The 15,105-nt window shown below is 63.9% G+C and carries 15 protein-coding genes; 13 read left to right on the top strand and 2 right to left on the bottom strand.

What is annotated here, in order from left to right:
• Window positions 1-18 precede the first annotated feature (18 nt).
• A complete protein-coding gene (locus tag ACVDG8_RS15530) occupies window positions 19-639 on the top strand; it encodes a TadE/TadG family type IV pilus assembly protein (protein ID WP_447255438.1) in 621 nt (206 codons plus the stop codon).
• A 14-nt stretch (window positions 640-653) separates the two neighbouring features.
• On the opposite strand, the gene ACVDG8_RS15535 is transcribed toward ACVDG8_RS15530, so the two are convergent.
• Window positions 654-1,580 carry a phosphate/phosphite/phosphonate ABC transporter substrate-binding protein gene (locus tag ACVDG8_RS15535; protein WP_447255439.1) on the bottom strand — a complete coding sequence of 309 codons (927 nt, stop codon included), beginning with the start codon at window positions 1,578-1,580 and terminating at the stop codon, window positions 654-656.
• A 168-nt stretch (window positions 1,581-1,748) separates the two neighbouring features.
• Between ACVDG8_RS15535 and ACVDG8_RS15540 the strand changes: the two genes are divergently transcribed.
• The 11 genes from ACVDG8_RS15540 to ACVDG8_RS15590 all read left to right on the top strand — a co-directional run bounded on the left by ACVDG8_RS15540 (window position 1,749) and on the right by ACVDG8_RS15590 (window position 13,248).
• On the top strand, window positions 1,749-2,987 hold the full coding sequence (locus ACVDG8_RS15540) for a phosphopentomutase (protein WP_447255440.1): 1,239 nt from the start codon (window positions 1,749-1,751) through the stop codon (window positions 2,985-2,987).
• Window positions 2,980-3,870 (top strand): bifunctional DNA-formamidopyrimidine glycosylase/DNA-(apurinic or apyrimidinic site) lyase, encoded by an 891-nt coding sequence (gene mutM / locus ACVDG8_RS15545; protein ID WP_447255441.1) that lies wholly within the window; start codon window positions 2,980-2,982, stop codon window positions 3,868-3,870. The genes ACVDG8_RS15540 and mutM overlap by 8 nt, the downstream gene beginning before the upstream one ends.
• A gap of 42 nt (window positions 3,871-3,912) precedes the next feature.
• Complete coding sequence (locus ACVDG8_RS15550; protein ID WP_447255442.1) at window positions 3,913-4,686, top strand: enoyl-CoA hydratase; 774 nt, start codon at window positions 3,913-3,915, stop codon at window positions 4,684-4,686.
• Window positions 4,687-4,930: 244 nt separating this feature from the next.
• On the top strand, window positions 4,931-5,197 hold the full coding sequence (rpsT, locus tag ACVDG8_RS15555) for a 30S ribosomal protein S20 (protein ID WP_371008007.1): 267 nt from the start codon (window positions 4,931-4,933) through the stop codon (window positions 5,195-5,197).
• Window positions 5,198-6,032: 835 nt separating this feature from the next.
• Window positions 6,033-7,577, top strand: a complete 1,545-nt coding sequence (dnaA, locus tag ACVDG8_RS15560) for a chromosomal replication initiator protein DnaA (RefSeq protein ID WP_447255443.1) — start codon at window positions 6,033-6,035, stop codon at window positions 7,575-7,577.
• Between the two features lie 359 nt (window positions 7,578-7,936).
• On the top strand, window positions 7,937-9,055 hold the full coding sequence (gene dnaN, locus ACVDG8_RS15565; RefSeq protein WP_447255444.1) for a DNA polymerase III subunit beta: 1,119 nt from the start codon (window positions 7,937-7,939) through the stop codon (window positions 9,053-9,055).
• Window positions 9,056-9,079: 24 nt separating this feature from the next.
• Window positions 9,080-10,240 carry a DNA replication/repair protein RecF gene (gene recF, locus ACVDG8_RS15570; protein ID WP_447255445.1) on the top strand — a complete coding sequence of 387 codons (1,161 nt, stop codon included), beginning with the start codon at window positions 9,080-9,082 and terminating at the stop codon, window positions 10,238-10,240.
• A 98-nt stretch (window positions 10,241-10,338) separates the two neighbouring features.
• The gene (locus ACVDG8_RS15575) at window positions 10,339-11,094 is read left to right on the top strand and encodes a molybdopterin-synthase adenylyltransferase MoeB (protein WP_447255446.1); all 756 of its coding nucleotides are present in this window, start codon (window positions 10,339-10,341) and stop codon (window positions 11,092-11,094) included.
• A 5-nt stretch (window positions 11,095-11,099) separates the two neighbouring features.
• Window positions 11,100-11,588, top strand: coding sequence for a GNAT family N-acetyltransferase (locus ACVDG8_RS15580; RefSeq protein ID WP_447255447.1), 489 nt, complete (start codon window positions 11,100-11,102; stop codon window positions 11,586-11,588).
• Window positions 11,585-12,838, top strand: a complete 1,254-nt coding sequence (locus ACVDG8_RS15585; protein WP_447255448.1) for an aconitase X — start codon at window positions 11,585-11,587, stop codon at window positions 12,836-12,838. Before ACVDG8_RS15580 ends, ACVDG8_RS15585 begins: the two co-directional genes overlap by 4 nt.
• Window positions 12,835-13,248 carry an aconitase X swivel domain-containing protein gene (locus tag ACVDG8_RS15590; protein ID WP_447255449.1) on the top strand — a complete coding sequence of 138 codons (414 nt, stop codon included), beginning with the start codon at window positions 12,835-12,837 and terminating at the stop codon, window positions 13,246-13,248. Before ACVDG8_RS15585 ends, ACVDG8_RS15590 begins: the two co-directional genes overlap by 4 nt.
• Before the next feature lie 25 nt (window positions 13,249-13,273).
• Here the strand turns inward: ACVDG8_RS15590 and ACVDG8_RS15595 are convergent, their stop codons facing one another.
• Window positions 13,274-14,275: a 2-hydroxyacid dehydrogenase gene (locus ACVDG8_RS15595; protein ID WP_447255450.1), complete on the bottom strand. Its 1,002-nt coding sequence runs from the start codon at window positions 14,273-14,275 to the stop codon at window positions 13,274-13,276.
• Between the two features lie 271 nt (window positions 14,276-14,546).
• Here ACVDG8_RS15595 and ACVDG8_RS15600 point away from each other — a divergent pair, with 271 nt between their 5' ends.
• Complete coding sequence (locus ACVDG8_RS15600) at window positions 14,547-15,104, top strand: SH3 domain-containing protein (RefSeq protein ID WP_447255451.1); 558 nt, start codon at window positions 14,547-14,549, stop codon at window positions 15,102-15,104.
• Window position 15,105: the final 1 nt, after the last annotated feature.

Consider the following 15,105-nt stretch of genomic DNA (forward strand, 5'->3'; position numbering starts at 1 on the left):
CATGGAGGATAAGATAATATGTACCGTGCGGGGGCACATTGGGGGATTTCGGCCATTGCGGCGAAAGTCGAGCGGTTTGGCCGCGACCGGCGCGGCGTCGCGGCGATCGAGTTTGCGTTCATCGTGCCGGTGCTGCTCGTCATGTATTTCATCACGATGGAAGCTTCGCAGGCCATCGAGACCAGCAAGAAGGTCAGCCGCATCGGCAGCATGGTGGCGGATCTCGTCACGCAGCAGCAGTCGGTCCAGAAAGCCGACCTCGAGGCAATGATGAAGATCGGCACTTCGACACTGCAGCCATACAACCGCTCATCGCCGACAATCATCATCACGGGCATACAGATCACGGATGAAACGTCGCCGAGGGTGCTGGTGGCGTGGTCGCGCAAGCTGGTCGGCACCGCCTACAGCGCCGACGCGGCGGTGAACACCATCACCACGGTTCCCGCGACGCTGAAAATCCGCAATACCTTCCTGGTGCGCGTGGAAAGCGACCTCGGCTACAAGCCGATGATCACCTGGTCGGCCAACAACGCCCAGACGCTTGGACTGACCTCGGTTTTCAACAACATATCGATGAGCGAGACCTATTACCTCAGGCCTCGCCGCAGCTCGGCCATTCCCTGCAGCGACTGCTAGAATGCTCTGACGGATTATTCCTGTCCGGCAGATTCCCGCCGCACGATCGCAAGAGCCATCGCGTAGTCCTTCGGCGCGGCCAATGCAAAGCCGCCGGAATGGGCCGATTCCAGCAGGTCGTAGACGTCGGGCGTCATGGATCTGAGATTGGTCAGGAAGATGGTCAGCCGGCGCTTTGCCTCGGGATCGAGATCGCTGCGGACAGTGTGCGGGCCGTAACGCAGCAGGCCCGAGGTCCACAGCACCCTTAGCGAGGTGTTTGGAATGCCGGCGGCCTCCAATCTTGCGACCGTCCCACCCGAATTGGTCGGCTGGCCATCTGCGTCGGCCGGCGCCCAGCCGAACAGGGCGTCAGCTTCGCCATCGCCAAGCATCGTCTCGGCTGCGGTAGCCGTGGCAGCGCGCACCAGAAACGGCGATCCTTCCGCGATCTTGACACCGTCGGCCGACAGCCCCGCCAGAGGCATCAACGCGCCGCCGACATTGTCGACGGGCGCGATCGCGACCCGGTGCGAGGCTATGGAAGCAAGGTCCGGCAGCCTGTCGTCACGCGTCACCAGGATGGACCTGATGCCGACCGCGCCATCGGTGTCGACCGGCGCGACCAGCGGCTCGACACAACCGCAACGCTCGGAGGCCGTGGCGTAGGCAAGTGCCGAATAGATCGCATACTGCACGCGGCCGCTCGCCTGTGCCTCGATCAGCGTCGCATAATCACGCGCGACGACGAACTCCACCTTCATGCCAAGCGCATTGGTGTAGGCCTCCGTCAGGCGCGCCAGGCCAGGGACCGTGTTGCCGCCGCCCGGCTCGGCGACGACGCCGATGCGAAAGACGCCGATGTCGTCGCGCCAGTCGGCGTGCGCCGGCAAGCATGCAACGAGGACCGCAACCGCCGCCGCGCAGCCCTGCCTTGCCGCGGTTCCGCCGCGCCTCACCATCCGCTTGCCGCTCCAGCCCACGCAGTTCCGCCTCTCCCGACTATGACGCCAAGCCGTTGCGGTTTGGTTTCCGATTTGCCAATGCCGCCGACGAACCTTATGTCTGGCTGCTCAGAATATCTGGCTGTTCAGACTGTCTGGCAGTTAGGACTGGCAACGACGACACCCATGGCCCGCGCTTTCCTGTTCGTTCTGGATTCCTTCGGCATCGGCGGCGCGGCCGACGCCGAGCGCTATGGCGATGCCGGCGCCGACACCTTCGGGCATATACTGCAAGCCTGCGCCGAAGGCCGCGCCGATCGGGACGGCCTGCGCAAGGGGCCGCTCACCGTCCCCAACATGATGTCGCTGGGGCTCTGCCGGGCAGCGCAAATCGCGACAGGATTGCAGCTCGGCATCGACAGTGCGCTGCTTGCCTCCTCCTTCCATGGCGCCGCGCAGGAAGTGTCGAGCGGCAAGGACACGCCTTCCGGCCACTGGGAAATCGCAGGCCTGCCGGTGCGTTTCGACTGGGGTTACTTTCCCGACACGGTGCCCGCCTTCCCCGCCGATCTGACCGAAGCGATCATCCGCGAGGGCAAAGTGCCGGGTATCCTGGGCAACTGCCATGCACCAGGAACCGAGATCATCGAGCGGCTCGGCGAGGAGCATATCCGAACGGGCAAGCCGATCTGTTACACCTCGGTCGATTCCGTGCTGCAGATCGCCGCGCATGAAGCGCATTTCGGGCTCGACAGGCTGTATGAACTCTGCCTCACGGTGCGCCGGCTGGTCGATCCGCTGAAGATCGGACGGGTGATCGCGCGGCCTTTCGTGGGTGAGACGCCAGCCACGTTCCAGCGCACCCACAACCGCCGCGACTATGCGGTCCCGCCGCCGGAGCCGACCTTGCTCGACCGGCTGACGGAGCGCGGCGGCAAGGTGATCGCCGTCGGCAAGATCGGTGACATCTTCGCCCATCGCGGCATCTCCGAAGTGCGCAAGGCGGGCGGCAACATGGCAATGTTCGACAAGGCGCTTGGCGCGATGGACGACGCCGGCGACGGCGACCTGGTCTTTGCCAATTTCGTCGATTTCGACACCGAATTCGGCCATCGGCGCGATGTCGCCGGCTACGCCGCGGCGCTGGAAGCCTTCGACCTGCGGCTGCCCGAGGCGCTTGTCCGCGTCAGGCCGGGCGACCTGCTCATCCTCACCGCCGACCACGGCAACGATCCGACATGGCGGGGTACCGACCACACGCGCGAACGCATTCCGGTGATCGGCATCGCACCCGGGCTGGAAGGCGGCGATATCGGGCTTCGGCCGAGCTTTGCCGATATCGGTGAGACCGTCGCGGACCATCTCGGCCTGGCGCCCGGCCGCCACGGCAGCTCTTTCCTTGCGACGATAGGCGGCCATGCCTGAGTTGCCGGAGGTCGAGACGGTACGACGCGGACTGCAGCCGGTTCTGGAAGGCGCGCGGCTTGTCCATGTCGAGGCGCGCCGGCCGGACCTGCGCTTTCCCTTTCCGGAGCGGTTTTCAGAGCGGTTGACCGGCAAGACCGTGACGGCGCTCGGACGGCGGGCCAAATACCTGATCATGCATATCGACAACGGTCCGCTGCTGATCTGCCATCTTGGCATGTCGGGATCGTTCCGCATCGAGACGGCCGGCACCGACGACGTGCCCGGCGCTTTTCATCACGAGCGCTCGAAAATCGCCGCGCATGATCATGTCGTGTTCGACGTCGTCTCGCCGCGGGGCGAACGCTCCCGCGTCATCTTCAACGATCCCCGCCGCTTCGGCTTCATGCTGTTTGCCGAAGGCGCCCCGGATACGCACCCAATGCTTGCCGGGTTGGGCGTCGAGCCGACCGGCAACGCGCTTGACGGTCCCCTGCTCGCTTCGCTGCTCAAAGGCCGCAGATCACCGCTCAAGGCGGCCCTGCTCGACCAGCGGCTCATCGCCGGGCTCGGCAACATATATGTCTCGGAGGCGCTGTGGCGCGCAGGCCTGTCGCCGCTGCGCGAAGCCGGCACCATTGCCGGTTCGGCCAAGAAGGCCAAGGCGCAGAGCGACCGCCTCGCCGCGGCGATCCGTTCGGTCATAGCCGATGCGATCGCCGCCGGAGGCTCCTCGCTGCGCGACTATGTCCAGACTGACGGATCGCTCGGCTATTTCCAGCACTCCTTCGCGGTCTACGATCGCGAGGGCGCGCCTTGCCCGACGCCGGGCTGCGGCGGCCATGTCGAACGCATCGTGCAATCGGGCCGCTCGACCTTCTATTGCCGGACCTGTCAGCGTTAGGCTAGGAACGATCATCCCGTTGCCGGACAAGGAGGCGAAGCCGTGGCCTATGAAACCATCATCGTCGAGACACGCGGCAAGGTCGGGTTGATCACGCTGAACCGGCCGCAGGCGCTCAATGCGCTGAATTCGCAGGTGCTGACGGAGCTCGTCGCGGCGGTCAAGGAATTCAACGCCAATGCCGATATCGGTGCAATAGTCCTTACCGGTTCGGACAAGGCCTTCGCGGCCGGCGCCGACATCAAGGAAATGCAGGCAATCTCCTTTGCCGACGCCTATACGCAGGACTTCTTCGTCGGCTGGGAGGAACTCACCAGGACGCGCAAGCCGATCATCGCCGCGGTGGCCGGCTACGCGCTCGGCGGCGGCTGCGAGCTGGCGATGATGTGCGATTTCATCATTGCAGCCGACAATGCCAAATTCGGCCAGCCCGAAATCACGCTTGGCGTCATGCCGGGCATGGGCGGGTCGCAGCGGCTGACGCGTTTCGTCGGCAAGTCGAAGGCAATGGATATGTGCCTGACCGGCCGCATGATGGATGCCGCCGAAGCCGAACGCTGCGGGCTGGTTTCGCGGGTGGTGCCTGCCCCGGACCTTGTCGAGGAAGCGCTGAAGGCGGCGGCAAAGATCGCGGCGTTTTCGCTGCCATCCGTCATGATGACCAAGGAAGCGGTCAACCGCGCCTACGAGACGACACTTGCCGAGGGGCTGCGGTTCGAGCGCCGCTTGTTCCACTCGCTGTTCGCGCTCGACGACCAGAAGGAAGGCATGGCCGCCTTCGTCGAAAAGCGGAAGCCAAATTTCAGCAATCGCTGAAGCGTGTCGCCCGGAAGGGAGTCGAGCGAGACATTTTCAGTCGCTTCTCTTGATGGATGGCGTTGCGCTGAGGCGCTTCAGGGCGGCATACATCCGGTGCCGCAAAAAGACCGTGACATAGCGTTGACGCGCCGGAAAAGCTGAACTATAAGCCGCACCAACCGAGGCGGCCCTGTGGCTGCCCGTTTGTTTTTTGCGCCCTGCGGCATACCGCTGGCGCCCACCAGATCAGAAGAGAGGCATCATGGCCAACACTTCCTCGGCCAAAAAGGCAACGCGCAAGATCGCCCGCCGCGCGGCGGTCAACAAGAACCGCCGTTCGCGCGTTCGCACCTATATCCGCCAGGTCGAAGAGGCGCTCGCCGCCGGCGACAAGACCGCGGCGGTGGCAGCCCTCAAGATCGCGGAGCCGGAATTGATGCGCGCCGCCACCAAGGGCGTCGTCCACAAGAATACGGCTTCCCGCAAGGTTTCGCGGCTTGCCCAGCGGGTCAAGACGCTGTCGGCCTAACCGACCTCCGCTTTCCGCTATCGCGTTTGAACCCGGCCGGACAGGCCGGGTTTTTTCGTTTGCCGGCAAGTACTTAAAAGAATGCTCGCGATGGGTTCTTGCCGCTGAATTTCAACGGTGCGATTGTTTTGCCGGCATACACCGCGTCACGGATATCGGCGCGTCCTTGATGCGACAGTGGCCACAATATAGCCTGTCAGAAAATCTTTATATTTTCCAAAGTGTTACAGATAGTCGTCCACAGCTTGTTCAACTCAAAGTCGAGCGGCGGGGGACAAGTCGGTGTCAAGAGAATTATTTCAGAAAATTTCGTTTCAGGCTGCCCGTTTCATATTCTCGGCAAAAGGGTTTGAATCACAACGGGTTTGTCAAAACATGCCGTCGCGACACTTGCTTGCGACCTCTCATCCGTAACCAGATTCCTTAAAAATCCGTTAGACGTGGCCTTGCTCTATCCACAGCGATTTCGGTAATGTCCATTCATCGAAGGGACGGGCTTTTGCCCCTGACCCAAGCCTGGATCGGCCAGCACAAAATGGCAGAATTCATGACGTGGAGCAATTCCGCGCAGGGTTTGGTTTGTCTCTGCGGTGCGGGTAGGGGACTGGCGTAATTGTACATGGCGGTCGATCTTGTGCCGGCGATTTTCGCCGGGCGGTATCGTATTGTCCTGACGTTGTCAGCAAGCTGGCTTATGCGAGCTGGCGCAGGTCCCTTGCGTGAAGTTGCCAGTCACCGGCGGCGGTGGCGAAGCGACGAATAGGATCGTCGGACCAAGGGTGCAGGAGGCGCACTCCCGACGGAATGAAGGGTACGAGAGAGCGAAGGACTTGACATGCAAAGCGGCATTGAACGGGATCTGACGGGCGAACTGCCATTTCCAGCAACTTTTGTCGGAGGGGACGACATGGTGGCATCCAACGACGCGGAACAGAAGTTCGAGCGGGTCAAGACCCAGCTGAAGGCGCGTCTTGGAGTCGAGGTTTATTCGAGCTGGTTCGGCCGCATGAAGGTCGCGGAGGCCTCCCGCGGTATTATACGCATCTCCGTGCCCACGGCCTTCCTGCGGTCGTGGATCAACGGTCATTATCTGGACCTGATCGCGGAGCTGTGGCGGCATGAGGATCCGAACATCCTCAAGATCGAGATCGTCGTGCGCACCGCCACGCGCCAGGGCCGCAACCCGATCGAGCCGGAAGTCGCGCCGGCGCGCAAGATGACCAAGCAGACGCAGACCGCTTTGGCCGCCGGCACCGTCGCCGCCGGTCGGGTGGAGCGGGCGCCGGCACCGCGCCCGGGTGCGCCTATCGAGCAGGAGTTCCGGCACAACGTGCTCGGATCGCCACTCGACCCGCGCTACACCTTCGCGTCCTTCATTGAAGGTCCGTCGAACCGGGTCGCCTTCGCGGCTGCCAGGGCGGTGGCGGAATCGCAGTCGAGCGCGGTGCGTTTCAATCCGCTCTTCCTGCATGCCACTGTCGGGCTCGGCAAGACGCATCTTCTGCAGGCGATCGCGGCGGAATCGCTGCGGCACAACCCGAAGTCGCGCGTCGTCTATCTGACGGCGGAGTATTTCATGTGGCGCTTTGCCACCGCGATCCGCGACAACAACGCCCTGACGCTCAAGGAGCAGCTGCGCGACATCGATCTGTTGATCATCGACGACATGCAGTTCCTGCAAGGCAAGTCGATCCAGCACGAGTTCTGCCACCTGATCAACATGCTGCTCGACAGCGCCAAGCAGGTTGTGGTCGCGGCCGACCGTCCGCCTTCGGAACTGGAATCGCTGGAGCCGCGCGTTCGCTCTCGCCTCAATGGCGGCGTGGCGCTGGAAATGTCGGCGCCCGATTTCGCCATGCGGCTCGGCATGCTGAAGCTGCGCCGCGCCACCGCCAAGACCGATGACACCTCACTCGACATTTCAGACGAGATCCTCGACCATGTGGCGCGCACGGTGACGGGTAGCGGACGCGAGCTCGAAGGCGCCTTCAACCAGCTTTTGTTCCGCCAGTCGTTCGAGCCGCAGATCACCATCGACCGTATCGACGAGATCCTCGGCCACATCTACCGCTCCGGTGAGCCGAAGCGGGTGCGCATCGAGGACATCCAGCGTATCGTCGCACGTCACTACAACGTGTCGAAGACGGAGCTTCTGTCCAACCGGCGCACGCGCACCATCGTCAAGCCGCGGCAGGTGGCGATGTATCTGTCCAAGGTGATGACACCACGCTCGCTGCCGGAGATCGGGCGGCGCTTCGGCGGCCGTGACCACACGACCGTGCTCCATGCCGTGCGCAAGATCGAGGACCTTTCGGGCGCCGACAACACGCTGGCGCAGGAACTCGAACTGCTCCGAAGGCTGATCAACGACCAGGCTTAAGCCGGTTCTGAAATCCTGAAGCGCGTCGCCCCGCAACGGTTTTGGGCGACGCGCTTTAACTGTTTGTTTTTATGCATGTAGCTTGCCCAAAGCCGCCGCGGGTTTTTGGGCGACAGGCGTCTGTTTCTGGCGCATGTCGTGGCCCAAAACCGTTACACACTTTTGGGCGACATGCGCTGGGCGGCGCGCTGGCCGGCTTTATCCCCAGAAAGGCCGCGCAACCGGCCTGAACCGGTGCCGCGGGCTTGCGTTCGCAGGCTTTTTACTGTCAGCTTACAAAGATTCTGAAGCCTTTCAGAGCTTTCGCGGGATGCCGCCTACGGTGACCCGCTCATTCATTGAAGCGAGCCTGTTTCGTCATGCGTGTTATCCTGGAACGGTCCAATCTCCTGAAGTCCCTCAACCACGTCCACCGCGTGGTCGAGCGGCGCAACACCATACCGATCCTGTCCAACGTGCTGCTCAGCGCCGAGGGCGCCAGCCTCGAGATGAAGGCCACCGATCTCGACCTCGAAGTGACGGAAGCGACGCCCGCCAAGGTCGAACGCGGCGGCGCAACGACTGTTCCGGCGCATCTGCTCTATGACATCGTGCGCAAGCTTTCCGATGGCGCCGAGGTGATGCTGAAGACCGACGAAGACGGCAATGCGATGACCGTCACCTCCGGCCGCTCCAGCTTCCGCCTGCAGTGCCTGCCGCAATCCGACTTCCCGGAGCTTTCGGCCGGGTCGTTCTCGCATATCTTCCGGCTTGAATCCGCCGCGTTGAAAGGACTGATCGACAAGACCCAGTTTGCCATCTCGACCGAAGAAACGCGCTACTATCTCAACGGCATCTACCTGCACACGCATGAATCCGGCGGCAAGCTGAAGCTGCGTTCGGTGGCGACCGATGGCCACCGCCTGGCGCGCGCCGAGATCGACGCGCCGGCCGGATCCGAAGGCATGCCCGGCATCATCATTCCGCGCAAGACGGTGAGCGAGTTGCAGAAGCTGGTCGACGATCCGGATGTGGCGGTGACGACGGAATTGTCGGACACCAAGATCCGCTTCACCATCGGCAGCGTGATTTTGACCTCGAAGCTGATCGACGGCACCTTCCCCGACTATCAGCGCGTCATTCCGACCGGCAACGACAAGAAGCTGATCATCGACCGCCAGAGCTTTGCCGCCGCCGTCGACCGCGTGTCGACGATTTCCTCCGAGCGTGGCCGCGCGGTGAAGCTTTCGATCGCCGAGGGCCAGGTCACGCTTGCGGTCAACAATCCGGACTCCGGCAGCGCCACCGAGGAACTGGCGGCAGACTATTCATCCGACCCGATCGAGATCGGCTTCAACGCCAAGTACCTGCTCGATGTCGCGGCGCAACTCACCGGTACGGAAGCGAAATTCATGCTTGCCGACGCCGGCTCGCCGACGCTGATCCATGACATGGCCGACGAGACCGCGCTCTACGTGCTGATGCCGATGCGTGTATAGGCCTGAGCAGGCTACCGTGTCGCCGTGACCGAGGATGCCAAACAGCTCCGGCAACAGAGCCACATAAGTAAGCTGATACTTACCAATTTTCGCAATTATGCGGCACTGTCGCTCGACCTTGCGCCTGGCGCGGTTGTGCTGTCGGGCGACAATGGCGCCGGCAAGACCAACCTCCTGGAAGCGATCTCGTTGTTGACGCCAGGCCGCGGCTTGCGGCGCGCACCCTATGGCGACGTGGCGCGCGAAGGTGGTGACGGCGGATTTGCATTGCACGCCAGGATCGAGGGGCCGGAAGGCGAGGTCGAGATCGGCACCGGGATTTCCGGCGGCGACGCGGCCGGCGAAGGCGGCAGGCGCGTGCGTATCAACGGCGCGCCGGCGCGATCGATCGAGGAGATGCTGGAATGGCTGCGCGTGGTGTGGCTGACGCCGGCGATGGATGGACTGTTCCCAGGTCCGGCCGCCGACCGCCGCCGCTTCCTCGACCGTCTGGTGCTGGCGATAGATCCCGGCCACGGTCAGCGCGCGCTCGACTATGAGAAAGCCATGCGCGGCCGTAACCGCTTGCTTACTGAAGGCTCGCGCGATGGCGCCTGGTTCGACGCCATCGAGATGCAGATGGCAGAGACCGGCGTGGCGATCGCCGCGGCGCGGGCCGAGCTGGTACGCCTGCTTGCCGCCATGATCGACAAGCTGCCGAACAGCGGTCCGTTTCCGCAGGCCGACATCAGCCTCTCCGGCGAACTGGAAAGCGAGGTTGCGGTCGCTCCAGCCGTCGATGTCGAGGAACGTTTCCGCCGTGCCCTTGCCAGCGGTCGCGAGCGCGATCGGGCCGCCGGCCGCACGCTGGATGGTCCGCACCGCTCCGACCTGGTGGTACGGCACCGGCCGAAGTCGATGCCGGCGGAACTGTGCTCGACCGGCGAGCAGAAGGCGCTTCTGGTCGGCATCGTCCTGTCGCATGCGCGGCTGACCGGCGAGATGTCGGGCCTGACGCCGATCCTGTTGCTCGACGAGATCGCCGCGCATCTCGATGCAGGCCGCCGCGCGGCGCTGTTTGCCATCCTCGAGGATCTGAACTGCCAGTCCTTCATGACCGGAACGGATGCGGCGCTGTTTTCCAGTCTTGCAGGGCGGGCGCAATTCCTCACGGTCGATCACGGCAGCGTCGGCCCAACCGGCTGATCTCGTTTGGAGATCAGGGATGGCGGCGCTTGCCCGCGGGACAAGGCTTCGCCTTGCCCGTGCATGACAAGGCAGCGCGCCGGCGATATGGTCCGGCCATGACCAACACAGTGCTGACCGACGAAGAGCTCGAACGCTACGCCCGCCATATCGTGCTGCCTGAGATCGGCGGCCCTGGCCAGCAGAAGCTGAAGCGGGCGCGGGTGCTGGTGATCGGCGCCGGCGGGCTGGGCGCCCCGGTGCTCGAATATCTGGCCGCGGCCGGCGTCGGCACGCTCGGCATCGTCGACGACGACACGGTGTCGCTGTCCAACCTGCAACGCCAGGTTATCCACGGCAGCGACGCGATCGGCATGGCCAAGGCCGACAGCGCCGCGGCGGCGATCAAGCGCATCAATCCCAATGTCACGGTGGAATTGCATCGCCTCAGGCTGACTGCCGAAAACGCCCCTGCCCTCGTCGCGCGCTACGACGTGGTCGTCGACGGCTCGGATAATTTCGAGACGCGCTATGCGGTGGCCGATGCATGCGAGGTTGAAGGCAAGCCGCTCGTGCATGCCGCCGTTGGCCGCTTCGACGGCTCGCTGACGGTGCTGAAGCCGTTCGAGGCTGGCGCCGACGGCAAGCGCAATCCGAGCTACCGAGACCTGTTCCCGGAAGCGCCGCCGGAAGGCCTGGTGCCGTCCTGCGCCGTCGCCGGCATCATCGGTGCGCTGACCGGTGTCATCGGTACATTGCAGGCGATGGAAACGATCAAGCTCATCGCCGGCATTGGTGAACCGCTGATCGGCCGGCTGTTGCTCTACGATGCGCTCACCGCGCGATTTGAAACCATCCGCTACAAGGCGACTTGAGCCAAATGGATCAGAAAATTGGCATCTCAATCACCGGGCTTGCGCCGGATTTCACCCAGTGGGACGAATTGCTGGCGCTGATCCTGCGCGCCTTCGCCTATATGAACGCCGTCATCGATCCGCCATCCTCGGCCCATCTTTTGACGCCCGGGAGCCTTCGTGAGAAAGCGAAACTGGAAACCGTGTTCCTGGCCATCGACAATACCCGGATCGTCGGCTGCGTGTTCGCGCTGGCCAGAGAGACGGATTTTTATGTCGGCAAGCTTGCCGTTGACCCGCAACGTCAGGGCCAAGGTGTCGGCGCCCGGTTGATGCAAGCCGTGGAACGGCTTGCCCGTGCGAGCGGCAAAGACGCTATCGAACTGCAGACCCGTATCGAACTGACCGCGAACCACGCGGCCTTTGCCCGCCTCGGCTTTCGTGAGACGGAACGCACGGCGCATCGGGGCTACGACCACCCGACCTCGATCACCATGCGCAAGGAACTCTCATGACCCTCATGCTCAGTGCCGACGAACAGGCCGTCGCCGCCGGCCACGACGGCAAGGCGATGGCGATGCGCATCGTCGCCGAGAGCGCGCGCCTGCTCGGCGCGCCACGGCTGATCCCGATCGCCTCGACGCATATCGATGGCGCGCTTTACCACGGCGATTCCGGCACGCTGTTTGCCGAGAGACTGGTCGAAGGCGGCGCCAGGGTCGCGGTGCGCTCGACGCTCAATGTCGGCGCGCTCGACCTGATGGGCTGCTCGCGCATCCGGCTGGAGGAGCCGCAGCGCGGCATGGCGCGGCGGATGATGGAGGCCTATCGCAAGCTTGGCTGCGAACAGAGTTGGACCTGCGCGCCCTATCAGGCCGGGCATAGGCCGGCCCAAGGCAGCGACGTCGCCTGGGGCGAGTCCAACGCGGTGGTGTTCTGCAATTCGGTGCTGGGCGCGCGCACCAACCGCTACGGCGATTTTCTCGACATCGCCTGCGCCATCACCGGTCGCGCGCCGGACTACGGCCTGCACCGGCCGGAGAACCGCCTCGCGCGACTTGTCTTCGACGTCTCGGACCTGTCACCGTCCTTTCTCGCCTCGGAGATCGCCTGGCCGGTGCTGGGCAGCCTCTATGGCCGCGAGGTCGGCAACGCGATCGCTGTCGTCACCGGCATTGCGAGCCATCCCGGCGAGGATGCGTTGAAGGCATTTGGCGCCGCCGCCGCGTCTTCCGGCGCGGTCGGCCTGTTCCACATCGCCGGCGTGACGCCGGAAGCGCCCGATGCTGAAACCATTCTAGCCGGGAAGGAACCGGAAGCAGTGGTCCGGGTCACGCCAGAGATGATAGCGACGGCTCGCGCCAGGCTATCGACCGCCACGCAGGCCAAGGCCATAGATGCGGTGGCGATCGGCAGCCCGCATCTGTCGCCAGCCGAGTTCGATCTGCTGGAGCGGTTGATCGCCGGGCGGCGGCTCGCCGTGCCGCTCTATGCCTGCACCGGCCGCCACGCGCTTGTCGCGCTGGAACAGAACGGCCGACGCAAGGCATTGGAAGCCAGTGGCGTCGTCATCGTCGCCGACACCTGCGTGGTGGTGACGCCGATCATGCCGGAGCTCAGCAATGGCGTGCTGATGACCAATTCGGGCAAGTTCGCGCATTACGCGCCGGGCAACACCGGTTACGCGGTGCTCTATGCCTCGCTCGCCGACTGTGTGGAGAGCGCGGTGCTGGGTAGGCCCGTCTTTACGGATATCGCCGCATGAGCGCCGTTGCTGAAATCCTGGTCCAGGGCAAGGCGGGCGAAGGCGAGGCCCTGCTGCTGACGGCGCCGATCAGCTTCTGGGGCGGTGTCGACGCCAGAACCGGTCGTATCGCCGACGTCCGCCATCCCCAGCATGGCGAGAGCATTTCGGGCCGGGTGCTGTTCCTGCCGGGCACGATCGGCTCGTCATCCGCCTCGGCGGTGCTGATGGAATTGGCGCATAACGGCCACGCGCCGGCGGCGCTGGTGCTGCATGAGCCGGACGCCATCCTGCTCTTGGGGCTGATCGTTGCCAAGGAGATGGGTTGGGAGACGCCGATCGCGGTGCGCCTCGACCGCGGAGGGTTCGACACCTATCGGGGCCGCTCTGTCAAAGTCGCTGAAAACGGCTCGCTTAGCGTCGCCGCCTGAACGACCGCGGCTGCTCAGGTCCTGTTCACGTCCTGAGCGGCAGCACACGGTCCGGCGGGCGGTGGCCATCGAAGAAGGCGCGGATGTTGATGATCACCTTCTCGCCCATGTCGATGCGGCCCTCGAGCGTGGCCGAACCCATATGCGGCAAAAGCACGACCTTGCCTTTGGCGGCGAGCTTGAGGAGCTTGGTGTTCAGCGCCGGCTCGTGCTCGTAGACGTCGAGGCCGGCACCGGCGATCTTGCCGTCCTGGATCAGCTTGACCAGCGAGTCCTCATCGATGATGTCGCCGCGCGCGGTGTTGACGAGGTAGGCCGTGGGTTGCATCAGCGCCAGCCTGCGCGCCGACAACAGATGGAAAGTCGCCGGCGTCGACGGACAGTTGACCGAGATGATGTCCATGCGGGCAAGCATCTGGTCGAGGCTTTCCCAATAGGTCGCCTCCAACTCGTCCTCGACCGCCGGCAGCACGCGGTGGCGGTTGTGGTAATGGATCGACAAGCCGAAAGCCTTGGCGCGCCTGGCGACGGCCGTGCCGATGCGGCCCATGCCGACAATGCCCAGACGTTTGCCCCAGATGCGCCGGCCGAGCATCCAGGTCGGCGACCAGCCGGCCCATTTCTTCTCGCCGGTCAGCACATTGGCGCCTTCCGCGAGGCGCCGCGGCGCGGCAAGCATCAGCGCCATGGTCATGTCGGCGGTGTCTTCGGTCAGCACGTTCGGCGTGTTGGTGACGGTGATGCCCTTCTTGGCGGCGGCGGCGACATCGATCTTGTCGACGCCATTGCCGAAGTTGGCGATCAGCTTGAGGTTCTCGCCGGCCTGGGCGATCAGCGCGGCATCGATATGGTCGGTGATGGTCGGCACCAGGACATCGGCTTCCTTGACCGCCGCGACCAGCTCCGGCTGTGTCATCGGCCGGTCCTCGACATTCAGCCGCGCGTCGAACAACTCGCGCATGCGGGTCTCGACCGGATCGGGCAGCTTGCGCGTGATGACGACGAGGGGCCGTTTTTTGCCTGCCATTTTATCCCTGAAGCTTGCTAGATCAGAATGACGTTTCGCTGGATCGCCATCCTGATCCTACTCTTTTTTGGCGCATGATCTTCTCCGAAAACCGGTTCCCACTTTTCGGGATATTGCTCTCGAAACCGATCTCGTTGAGACCTCTTTAACCAAGACAGGCGAAACTTGTAACCAGTCGCGGTATCAGCCCACTCCTGTAACAAGCAGTGCCGCCGAAGACAAAGAAAAAGGGGCGCTCATCCTGAAGGAGGAGCGCCGAAAGGATAAGAAAGTGTCTGGTTTCGCGTCGCTTCGCCTGGTCCTCAGCGCGGCCGTTCTCGGCTCCCTGCTTTGCGCGCCCCAGGCGCTGGCGCAAAGTGCCGCCGCACCGGCGCAAACCATCACACTGGGCCCGAGCGGCTTGCCGCTGCCGCGTTTTGTCAGCCTGAAGCCCGCACGCGTCAACGCGCGCGTCGGTCCCGGCGCCAACTATTCCGTCAACTGGATGTACATGAAGGCCGGGCTGCCTATGGAAATAATCCAGGAATTCGACACATGGCGGCGCGTGCGCGACGCCGACGGATCGGAAGGCTGGATCAACCAGTCGCTGCTTTCGGGCCGCCGCACCGCGATCGTGGCGCCTTGGCAGCGCAGCAAGGGTGGGCGAATCAATCTGCTCAACGAGCCCGACAAGGATGCCGGCGTCGTCGCCATCATCGAGCCTGGAGTGATCGGCGCCATCAAGAAATGCGATGGCCAGTGGTGCGAGATGACCTTCGAGGGTCATACCGGCTGGATGGCCCAGTCGCAGGTCTGGGGCGCCTATCCCGGCGAGAAGTTCAAGAATTGAG

It is taken from the genome of Mesorhizobium sp. ORM8.1, assembly GCF_053005525.2.

Coding starts and splice junctions, on each gene's coding strand:
- dnaN (WP_447255444.1), top strand. CDS start 7,937: ATGCGTGTTATCCTGGAACGGTCCAATCTCCTGAAGTCCCTCAACCAC.
- dnaA (WP_447255443.1), top strand. CDS start 6,033: ATGCAAAGCGGCATTGAACGGGATCTGACGGGCGAACTGCCATTTCCA.
- rpsT (WP_371008007.1), top strand. CDS start 4,931: ATGGCCAACACTTCCTCGGCCAAAAAGGCAACGCGCAAGATCGCCCGC.
- ACVDG8_RS15585 (WP_447255448.1), top strand. CDS start 11,585: ATGACCCTCATGCTCAGTGCCGACGAACAGGCCGTCGCCGCCGGCCAC.
- ACVDG8_RS15540 (WP_447255440.1), top strand. CDS start 1,749: ATGGCCCGCGCTTTCCTGTTCGTTCTGGATTCCTTCGGCATCGGCGGC.
- ACVDG8_RS15595 (WP_447255450.1), bottom strand. CDS start 14,275: ATGGCAGGCAAAAAACGGCCCCTCGTCGTCATCACGCGCAAGCTGCCC.
- ACVDG8_RS15535 (WP_447255439.1), bottom strand. CDS start 1,580: ATGGTGAGGCGCGGCGGAACCGCGGCAAGGCAGGGCTGCGCGGCGGCG.
- mutM (WP_447255441.1), top strand. CDS start 2,980: ATGCCTGAGTTGCCGGAGGTCGAGACGGTACGACGCGGACTGCAGCCG.
- ACVDG8_RS15590 (WP_447255449.1), top strand. CDS start 12,835: ATGAGCGCCGTTGCTGAAATCCTGGTCCAGGGCAAGGCGGGCGAAGGC.
- ACVDG8_RS15580 (WP_447255447.1), top strand. CDS start 11,100: ATGGATCAGAAAATTGGCATCTCAATCACCGGGCTTGCGCCGGATTTC.
- ACVDG8_RS15575 (WP_447255446.1), top strand. CDS start 10,339: ATGACCAACACAGTGCTGACCGACGAAGAGCTCGAACGCTACGCCCGC.
- ACVDG8_RS15530 (WP_447255438.1), top strand. CDS start 19: ATGTACCGTGCGGGGGCACATTGGGGGATTTCGGCCATTGCGGCGAAA.